This is a genomic window from Rhodococcus sp. IEGM 1408 (genome assembly GCF_033142235.1).
Taxonomy (GTDB): Bacteria; Actinomycetota; Actinomycetes; order Mycobacteriales; family Mycobacteriaceae; genus Dietzia.
The window spans coordinates 396,430-403,791 of sequence record NZ_JAWLRW010000004.1 but is presented as its reverse complement, the minus strand read 5'-3'; the positions used below and the strand labels follow the sequence as shown (position 1 = coordinate 403,791).

Genomic DNA, 7,362 nt, shown 5'->3' with positions numbered 1-7,362 from the left:
CGGGATCGATCTTCTTCGGCATGCAGCCATCCTCCTCGACTCGAAAAGGATGCGGCGGGAAACCTGGGGCGGTTCAACCTGCAGTTCTCCGACGTCGTCCAGCGGGAGCTACATCGTCGCAGCGCCTTCGCGAGAGTCGCCGAACAGATAGACGGGGCCCTGAAGAGGGCCGCCCAGGCACCGGCCGGGGATCTACTGCGGGGTCCGGCTGGTCCCGCCCGCCGCGCGGTGGTCGCCGCCGGTGCCCACGGCCCCGTGTTGCAGGTACCGCACGCCTGCTCGGCAGAAGCGGGGCAGATCCTCGAACGGCGTGGCGTGCTGACCGGGTCCACCACGGCCGATGCTCTGCGGCGGTTCGCGCGCGATGGCCGCCTGATCGTTCTCCGCGGGGACCGGAGATGGGTCTACCCGCGGTTCCAACTCGACTACTTTGATCCGCGCGACCCGAGCAACATCGTCTGTGCCGTCAACCGGCTACTCGATGCCGCGCACTACCCGGAGTCGGCCACGACCTGGTGGACGTCGCCGTCGAGCTCCTTGCCCGGTCGTCGCGCGCCCGCGGAGTTGCTGGGCGGGGATCACGCCAGCCTTCGGCAGCTCGCCACTGCGTACGCGGCCAGCCCCGACCGCTGAGGACCGGCGTCCGTGTCCGGCTAACCCCCACAAACGAAAGATGTCCCGGATCATCGACGAACGATGATCCGAGACATCACATCTGAGCGGATGACGAGATTCGAACTCGCGACCCTCACCTTGGCAAGGTGATGCGCTACCAGCTGCGCCACATCCGCATCGCGTCCCGGCTCACTGTTGCTCACCGCGCCCGCGAGAATGAACAATAGCCCAGACCCATTTCGGTGTGACGGGCGCGGTGCCAGTTGACTAGGTGAGCCGCACAAAGTGACTGGTCAGGGCGTCACTTGTCGCAGGCGATCCCGTCGCCATCGCGATCCAACTTTGTGGCGTACCCCGGACTGCCCTTGTATATCGGCGCCGCGCCAGCCTCTTTGACCTCAGTACAGTTCGCGTACGAGACATTCTCCACGGGGGGAACGTATTCCTGCACCGGCTGTGGGGCCGGTGCGGGTTCGGCGATCGGGGCCGGTGCGGGTTCGACCGGTGGGGCGGGCGCAGGTTCGGCGAACGGTGCCGGTGCAGGATCGACCGACGCCTCCAGCACCGGTTCGCCGATCGGGGCGGGCGAGAGTTCGATCGGCGGGGCCGGCTCGTCCATAGGCTCGTCTACCTGTAACTCCGCGAGCGGAGCTGGCTGCGGGGCCACATCGCGGAACGCGGGATCTGGAGCGGTCTGAACGGCGGTCGGCTGCGGAGTCGGCTCGCCGGAGTCGCCGAACAGGCCAATCCCCAGGAGGAGGCAGATGCTCGCCGCGGCGACTGCGCCGATGGATGCGGCGATCATGCGGTCGCGCGAGAAGATCGGTTCAGTTTGCGGAGTGGCCGTGATCGGCGAGGTCGGCGGGCTCAGGGGGGTCGGGTAGGCGGCTGGCTGGGACCAGTCGTGTCCGGGCGTTGAACCGGATCCGGATTTCCGGAACGAATTGCCAAACCGCCTGAAGCTGCCCATGTGTCTCCCTTGCCAGCACGCTTCCGTGACCGATGAATGCCTGCCTCGGTTGCCCACGCGACGTGGCACTGGCTCCGGCAGAACCAGATAACACTTACCTGAACTAACGATTGGAAGTGCCGGAAAAGCCCAGTTCTGGTTTCACCAGCGTGGTCGGGTTAGTCAGACGTCCGATTAGGGCCGGTTTTGCGGGGTTTCGGTGATCGATGCGCCGACCGATCGGTTGCCGGCGAGGACGCGTCAGCCCGCCTCGTCGTCGTCGACTCTTACGCGCGGTTCGGGTTGGTAGCAGCGCCGTCCAGCCAGAGGGTGTCGGTCGCGTCGGCGTGCGAGCCGGTCGTGCCGACATGCTTGGAACCGATCTCCGGGCCCTTGGTGATGACGTGGACCAGCGCCATGCCGTGGCCGCGACCGAGGTCGTAGTCGGACTTCAACCATTCGAGGATCGGACCGGCCTTGGTCCCGGGGCCGAAGCCCCGTTCGGCGGCCAGGTCGACGAGCTGGCGCGGCGTGAGGCCGGTCTTGGTCTCGACGGTGTCGAGGTACGCCTGGAATGACATGGGGTTCTCCTGCGGGTGGTGACACGGTGGTTCCGCGAGTATTCCGCGATCGCAGGGCGATGTGAAGGGCCGATCCGGCCACCCCGACGGCCCGGCGCTCGAGACCTGGGCGCGCTCGGTCCGGTTGTCAGAGGCGGTGGCCATAGGCGAATCGCCACTCATCGGCGGCTCGTCTCCCCGGGGGGAGGGTTACTCGCGCCCCGAGTCCGACGCCTCCACCACCAGGCGCGGTTCCACCCGCTTATCAGGATGGAACCCGGCCTTGTCCGCGTAGAAGGCTCGGATGCGGTCCATGTCCGCGGCCACGTCGCCGGTCAGGTCGATAGTCGGGCCCAGCCCGGTGGTCATCGTGGTGCGGTCGACGTAGCCCAGGGTCACGGGCATCCCCGTCTCGCGGGCGATCCGGTAGAAGCCCGACTTCCAGTGCGCGTTGCCGCCGCGGGTGCCGTCCGGGGTGACGACCAGACCGACCGTATGGCCCGCGTGTACCTGCTCGACCATGTCCTCGACGACACGCGCCGGGTTCGCGCGATCGACGGGAACCCCGCCCAGCGCGCGCATCACCGGCCCCCGCCAGCCGGCAAAGAGGCTGGCCTTGCCCAGCCACCGTACGTCGAGGCCCAGCCGCCAGGTGATGCCGAGCATGAGCACGAAATCCCAGTTGGAGGTGTGCGGGGCGCCCAGGAGCACCGTCGGTCGATCGGGACCCGGCTGGGTGGACAGCGTCCAGCGGCTGAAGAACCAGAAGAGGCGGGAGGCGAGGCGTCGGAACACACCGTCACCTTAAGGCTCCCGGGCGCCGCGTCGCAGAGAGAGGTCGCGTGGTCGCCCTGGTCACGCCACCCGTGCCCAGCACTATCGGGGTGCCCCGGAACGACCCGACTACGGAGGCGGACGGATTTCGACCTCACATGTCTGACCGGGCTGCTTAGATCCCGGTAACGACAACCCCACAACTGGAGATCCCATGTCTCGAATTCGCAAGCTACTCGCCGGCGCCTTAGGTGTTCTCGCGCTCAGCGTCACCGCGGCACCTCTTGCTCAGTCGCAGCCCTTGCCGGGAGGATCGGTGACGCTGCCGCCCATTGAACCGATCGCTGTGCCGGTGCCGATGGGGTCGAGCGCAGGTCAGCTCCCTGCGTTGCCCTTCCCGGCGTTCTGGCAGGACGCGGTTCCGCCGCCACCGCCCGCACCCAGGTTTGTCGCGTCGAACTGGGTCGTCCCCTTTAGCTTTTGTCCGGCCGCAAATCAGTGGGCCTATGCGCAGGACGGGACGAAGCTGTGGTGCACCTATTTGGACCGGACAGGTGCGCGCCTCTGGGCTCCGTACACCACGAATGTGCCGTGGACGCCCGACTTGAGGATGGGTGCCCAGACTGAGGTTGCCAACTCCCTGGCCGGGAAGCACTGCCAACAGGTCGGTGCGACCGCGATCGATCCGTCGAACGGCCAGTCCGCCTACTGCGACTGGAGGCGGATCGATTCAGACGTGCCGGTGTGGCAATACGAGCCCGGTTCATAGCTGAGGATCGCTCAATCTCGGCGTGCACCAACTCCGAGTTTGGTGAGACGGCCGATACAAGCACACCTCGTCGTCAAAAATCTTCCCGCCCTGTGTCGAGAACCCGCGACCGGTTCCGTCCTCCTGGTGCAGCGACCACACTGAGTCGCACAGTTTGAGGAGGATGGCCATGGCCAAGTACCTGTTGCTCAAGCACTATCGCGGTTCCGCTCCGGAGGCACCGGCCTACCCGCCGCTGGGCGAGTGGGCATCCGAGGACGCGTCCGCACACTTCCAGTACATGGAAGACTTCGCGAACCGCCTGCGGGAGAGCGGGGAGTACGTGGACAGCCACGCACTGTCGGAGTCCGGAACGTGGGTGCGTTACGACGGCGAGGGCCGCCCGCCCCTGACCGACGGGCCGTTCGCGGAGACCAAGGACCTCATCGCCGGCTGGATGATCATTGACGTGGCCGGTTACGACCGGGCCGTCGAGCTGGCCGGGGAACTGTCCGCCGCCCCCGGCCCGGGCGGCGAACCGATCCGCGAGTGGCTCGAACTCAGGCCCCTGCTCACGGCGCCGACGGAGATCGAGGGCTGACGCTGCGATGTCCGGGCCGGACCTGCGGGCGCTGGCCCCGCAGGTGATCGGGGTCCTGGTCCGCCGCGGAGCCGACTTCGCGGCGGCCGAGGACGCCGTCCAGGACGCCCTGCTCGAGGCGCTGCGCGTGTGGCCCCGCGACCAGCCGCGCAACCCCCGCGGCTGGCTGATCGCGGTGGCGTGGCGCAAGTTCCTGGACGCCGCCCGCTCGGAGGCCGCCCGCCGGCGGCGCGAGGAACTGCTCGCGGGCGAGCAGGTGCTGGCCTCGTCGTCGCCCTTTTCAACGGTCCCCGGCGCCGACCCGGCGGGGGCGGCGGTCGACGACACCCTGTGGCTCTACTTCCTGTGCGCCCACCCGTCGCTGCCCATCCCGTCTGCGGTGGCGCTGACGCTGCGCGCGGTGGGCGGGCTGACCACCCGGCAGATCGCGCGGGCGTTCCTGGTGCCCGAGGCCACCATGGCGCAGCGCATCAGCCGCGCCAAGCGCACGATCGCCGGCGAGCGCCTGGACCGGCCCGGCGACGTCGCGACCGTGTTGCGGGTGCTGTACCTGGTGTTCAACGAGGGCTACACCGGCGAGGTGGACGTGGCGGTGGAGGCCCTGCGGCTGACCCGGCAACTGTCGGCGGCCATCGACCATCCCGAGGTGCGGGGGCTGCTCGCGCTGATGCTGCTGCACCACGCGCGCCGGGCGGCCAGGAGGGACGACGACGGCGAGCTGATCCCCCTGGCCGAACAGGACCGCACCCGGTGGGACCCCCGCGCTATCGCAGAGGGCGTCGCGATCCTGCAGGCGGCGCTGGCCCGCGATGAACTGGGGGAGTACCAGGCCCAGGCCGCGATCGCCGCCCTGCACGCCGACGCTCCGTCCACCGCCGAGACCGATTGGGTGCAGCTGGTCGAGTGGTACGACGAGCTGCTCGCGCTGAGCGACAACCCGGTGGCCCGTCTCGGCCGGGCCGTGGCGGTGGGGCATGCCGACGGGCCACACGCGGGGTTGGCCGCCCTGGCTGACGTGGCCGAGTCGCTGCCCCGGCGCACCGCAGCGCAGGCGTATCTCCACGAGCTGGCCGGGGAGCGGGCGGTCGCCGCGGAGCTCTACCGCCGGGCGGCCGCGGAAGCCACGTCGCTGCCCGAGCGGAGGTACCTCGGGAGGAAGTCGGCCGACCTGGGTGCGGGCGGCGGCGGCTGAGGGAGGTGGCTGAGGGAGGCGCCTGCGTGAGTCGGCTGGGGCGGCGGCCGAGTCCGGAGGGCCGGGTCTAGGGAACCGAGACCACTGCCGGGGGCGGGGTGATCCGAGTGGCGGCCGGTGAATCGGCCGGGTCCTGCGTCACGGCGAACAGGGCGGCCCCGAGTGCGACGACGGCCGCGAGTGACGCACCGACCCCCAGCTCGAGGATTGAGAACTGCGTGCGCCGGCCCATCATCTCGGGCGACGAGGTACAGCTGGACATCTTTCTCCTCTTCCAAATCCTGACGAGCGCGTCCTGTGAGCCTTGCGGACGCCGATGACCATAGGCCCGCACACGCTTTCTGGCTAGGTGTTCGCGCGTCAACATCACGCTGCGGCCCCACCACGACACCCCCGGCGGTTGCAGCACTCGATGGGGTGCATAATCCGCCTCTTCGCGTCCGGGTTCGCTGACGCTGAGGGACTGGCGAAGTGGGCGGAAGGGTAGCGGATTTGCGAATGCGTGGAAGGGGCGAGCCATCCGGGGCCGCGGCGTCTCCGAATACTTGGCAAATGCTGAAAGGAGAACCCCATGCGTTCTCTCCCCGGAAGCCGTACTCGCCTGACTATCAAGGTCGCCGGCATGCTGACCCTGGCCACAGCCGTCGGACTCGCCGCAGTGGCCTACGGGCTTCTCACTCTGGGGTCACGGTTGAGTGGACTCGTGGGGTCGGCCGAGCTGTCTGTCGGCGCAGCGCTGCAAGCGCAGACCGGTTGGGCGCTGCCGGCCGCGACGGCGGTGATCGTGCTGGCCATCGCTGTGGGTCTGGTGCTGCAGCTCAGGCGGGGTCACCAAGCGCAGCCACAGACCGCGACGGTGTCATCCGGTTCCGCCCGCGCGCTGCCGGCCACGTTCGAGCTCCGGTCCCCCGAGCGGGCGTTGGCCGAGGCCGGCAAGGGGATGCTGCGGTTCGTCGAATAGCTGGCCGGTGGCAGCATCAGCACATGGCTGATCGGGAAAAGGGTTTCAAGAAGATCCACTCAGAGCGACTCGGGTTCAACAGCACCGTGGAGATCCTCAAGGACACCCAGACCGGCGTCTGCTACCTGTGGCGCGCGAGCGGGTACGGCGGGGGATTGACCCCGATGCTGGGCGCGGATGGAAAGCCAGTGGTCGACCACTCGCTATAAAGGCGGTGCGGGCGGGGAGTCTGCCTTCGCGTCACAGTGTGCCCGCGACTCTGAGCGGCCGGGACTAGGACTTGGCCATCGCGATGATGATCCAGACCGGGAGCCACAGCCCGGCGGTCAGGAGGGTCAGGATCAGGTGCAGGAGGTGGTTGACGCCTTTGCTGCCGCCACCGCCGTTGACGAACACGGTCTGATGCATCTGCTGCTGTGGCATCTGGTGTGGCAAGAACTGCTGCTGGTACGGCGGCCCGGGCGCGTACATGCCGGGCGCGTACGGGTGCGGCGCCGCGAGGTGCTGGGGGACGAACTGATCCGGGTGGCCGTACGGCGCGGCGGGCGGGTTGCCATACGCCAGGCCGCCCTCGTGTGCCAGCGGCTCAGGGGGACGGTGGTACTGCTGACCGGGGTACTGCTGACCGGGGTACTGCTGACCGGGGAACTGCCGTGCGGGGTACTGCTGGCCGGAGAACTGCTGCGTGGGTCCGGCCCGGTCCGCGAACTGGTCCGTGTAGGGCTGGCCGCCGGACTCGAGGTCGTACGGGTTGGGCGAGAACTCGTCGTTCATGGGGTGTCTCCTCGGTGAAGCCGGGTGAAGCCATCTCCAGTGGCCTGGATGAGCACTGGTGCCCGCGGGCGCGACCGTCCGTCTCCTCCGGGCTTCGGGACCGGATTCGACTCGATGCCTAACGTATCTCTTACCTGCGACATGTTCACACCGGTTCGGGTCGCAGGGTGCGCGCCTGGACCTACCGC

Annotated in this window: 11 protein-coding genes and 1 tRNA gene; 6 read left to right on the top strand and 6 right to left on the bottom strand. The window is 68.7% G+C overall.

Annotated elements, in window-relative coordinates:
* The coding region (locus tag R4P08_RS09285; protein WP_317813513.1) for a hypothetical protein at nt 1-633 on the top strand (633 nt) is incomplete at its 5' end.
* Between the two features lie 85 nt (nt 634-718).
* On the opposite strand, the gene R4P08_RS09280 is transcribed toward R4P08_RS09285, so the two are convergent.
* From R4P08_RS09280 to R4P08_RS09265, 4 genes are all read right to left on the bottom strand, one after another.
* Nucleotides 719-791, bottom strand: a tRNA-Gly gene (locus R4P08_RS09280).
* Nucleotides 792-916: 125 nt separating this feature from the next.
* Nucleotides 917-1,585: an excalibur calcium-binding domain-containing protein gene (locus tag R4P08_RS09275; RefSeq protein ID WP_317813512.1), complete on the bottom strand. Its 669-nt coding sequence runs from the start codon at nt 1,583-1,585 to the stop codon at nt 917-919.
* A 266-nt stretch (nt 1,586-1,851) separates the two neighbouring features.
* Complete coding sequence (locus R4P08_RS09270) at nt 1,852-2,145, bottom strand: DUF4287 domain-containing protein (protein WP_317813510.1); 294 nt, start codon at nt 2,143-2,145, stop codon at nt 1,852-1,854.
* A gap of 189 nt (nt 2,146-2,334) precedes the next feature.
* Complete coding sequence (locus R4P08_RS09265; protein WP_317813509.1) at nt 2,335-2,919, bottom strand: 1-acyl-sn-glycerol-3-phosphate acyltransferase; 585 nt, start codon at nt 2,917-2,919, stop codon at nt 2,335-2,337.
* Nucleotides 2,920-3,112: 193 nt separating this feature from the next.
* On the opposite strand from R4P08_RS09265, the gene R4P08_RS09260 reads away from it, so the two are divergent.
* The 3 genes from R4P08_RS09260 to R4P08_RS09250 all read left to right on the top strand — a co-directional run bounded on the left by R4P08_RS09260 (nt 3,113) and on the right by R4P08_RS09250 (nt 5,439).
* Nucleotides 3,113-3,667 (top strand): hypothetical protein, encoded by a 555-nt coding sequence (locus tag R4P08_RS09260; RefSeq protein WP_317813508.1) that lies wholly within the window; start codon nt 3,113-3,115, stop codon nt 3,665-3,667.
* A gap of 169 nt (nt 3,668-3,836) precedes the next feature.
* Complete coding sequence (locus tag R4P08_RS09255) at nt 3,837-4,247, top strand: YciI family protein (protein WP_317813507.1); 411 nt, start codon at nt 3,837-3,839, stop codon at nt 4,245-4,247.
* A 7-nt stretch (nt 4,248-4,254) separates the two neighbouring features.
* Nucleotides 4,255-5,439 (top strand): RNA polymerase sigma factor, encoded by a 1,185-nt coding sequence (locus R4P08_RS09250; protein WP_317813506.1) that lies wholly within the window; start codon nt 4,255-4,257, stop codon nt 5,437-5,439.
* Between the two features lie 67 nt (nt 5,440-5,506).
* Here R4P08_RS09250 and R4P08_RS09245 read toward each other — a convergent pair whose 3' ends face one another.
* Complete coding sequence (locus R4P08_RS09245; RefSeq protein ID WP_317813505.1) at nt 5,507-5,701, bottom strand: hypothetical protein; 195 nt, start codon at nt 5,699-5,701, stop codon at nt 5,507-5,509.
* Between the two features lie 309 nt (nt 5,702-6,010).
* Between R4P08_RS09245 and R4P08_RS09240 the strand changes: the two genes are divergently transcribed.
* Both R4P08_RS09240 and R4P08_RS09235 read left to right on the top strand, forming a co-directional pair.
* On the top strand, nt 6,011-6,400 hold the full coding sequence (locus R4P08_RS09240) for a hypothetical protein (RefSeq protein ID WP_317813504.1): 390 nt from the start codon (nt 6,011-6,013) through the stop codon (nt 6,398-6,400).
* 23 nt (nt 6,401-6,423) lie between these two features.
* The gene (locus tag R4P08_RS09235; RefSeq protein ID WP_317813503.1) at nt 6,424-6,609 is read left to right on the top strand and encodes a DUF6440 family protein; all 186 of its coding nucleotides are present in this window, start codon (nt 6,424-6,426) and stop codon (nt 6,607-6,609) included.
* A gap of 64 nt (nt 6,610-6,673) precedes the next feature.
* Here R4P08_RS09235 and R4P08_RS09230 read toward each other — a convergent pair whose 3' ends face one another.
* Entirely contained in the window at nt 6,674-7,174 is a 501-nt protein-coding gene (locus R4P08_RS09230; RefSeq protein WP_317813502.1) for a hypothetical protein, read from the bottom strand.
* Nucleotides 7,175-7,362: the final 188 nt, after the last annotated feature.

Excerpts from the sequence above, each read along its gene's own strand:
- R4P08_RS09260 (WP_317813508.1), top strand. The coding sequence starts at position 3,113 with ATGTCTCGAATTCGCAAGCTACTCGCCGGCGCCTTAGGTGTTCTCGCG.
- R4P08_RS09270 (WP_317813510.1), bottom strand. The coding sequence starts at position 2,145 with ATGTCATTCCAGGCGTACCTCGACACCGTCGAGACCAAGACCGGCCTC.
- R4P08_RS09275 (WP_317813512.1), bottom strand. The coding sequence starts at position 1,585 with ATGGGCAGCTTCAGGCGGTTTGGCAATTCGTTCCGGAAATCCGGATCC.
- R4P08_RS09235 (WP_317813503.1), top strand. The coding sequence starts at position 6,424 with ATGGCTGATCGGGAAAAGGGTTTCAAGAAGATCCACTCAGAGCGACTC.
- R4P08_RS09245 (WP_317813505.1), bottom strand. The coding sequence starts at position 5,701 with ATGTCCAGCTGTACCTCGTCGCCCGAGATGATGGGCCGGCGCACGCAG.
- R4P08_RS09240 (WP_317813504.1), top strand. The coding sequence starts at position 6,011 with ATGCGTTCTCTCCCCGGAAGCCGTACTCGCCTGACTATCAAGGTCGCC.
- R4P08_RS09255 (WP_317813507.1), top strand. The coding sequence starts at position 3,837 with ATGGCCAAGTACCTGTTGCTCAAGCACTATCGCGGTTCCGCTCCGGAG.
- R4P08_RS09230 (WP_317813502.1), bottom strand. The coding sequence starts at position 7,174 with ATGAACGACGAGTTCTCGCCCAACCCGTACGACCTCGAGTCCGGCGGC.
- R4P08_RS09250 (WP_317813506.1), top strand. The coding sequence starts at position 4,255 with ATGTCCGGGCCGGACCTGCGGGCGCTGGCCCCGCAGGTGATCGGGGTC.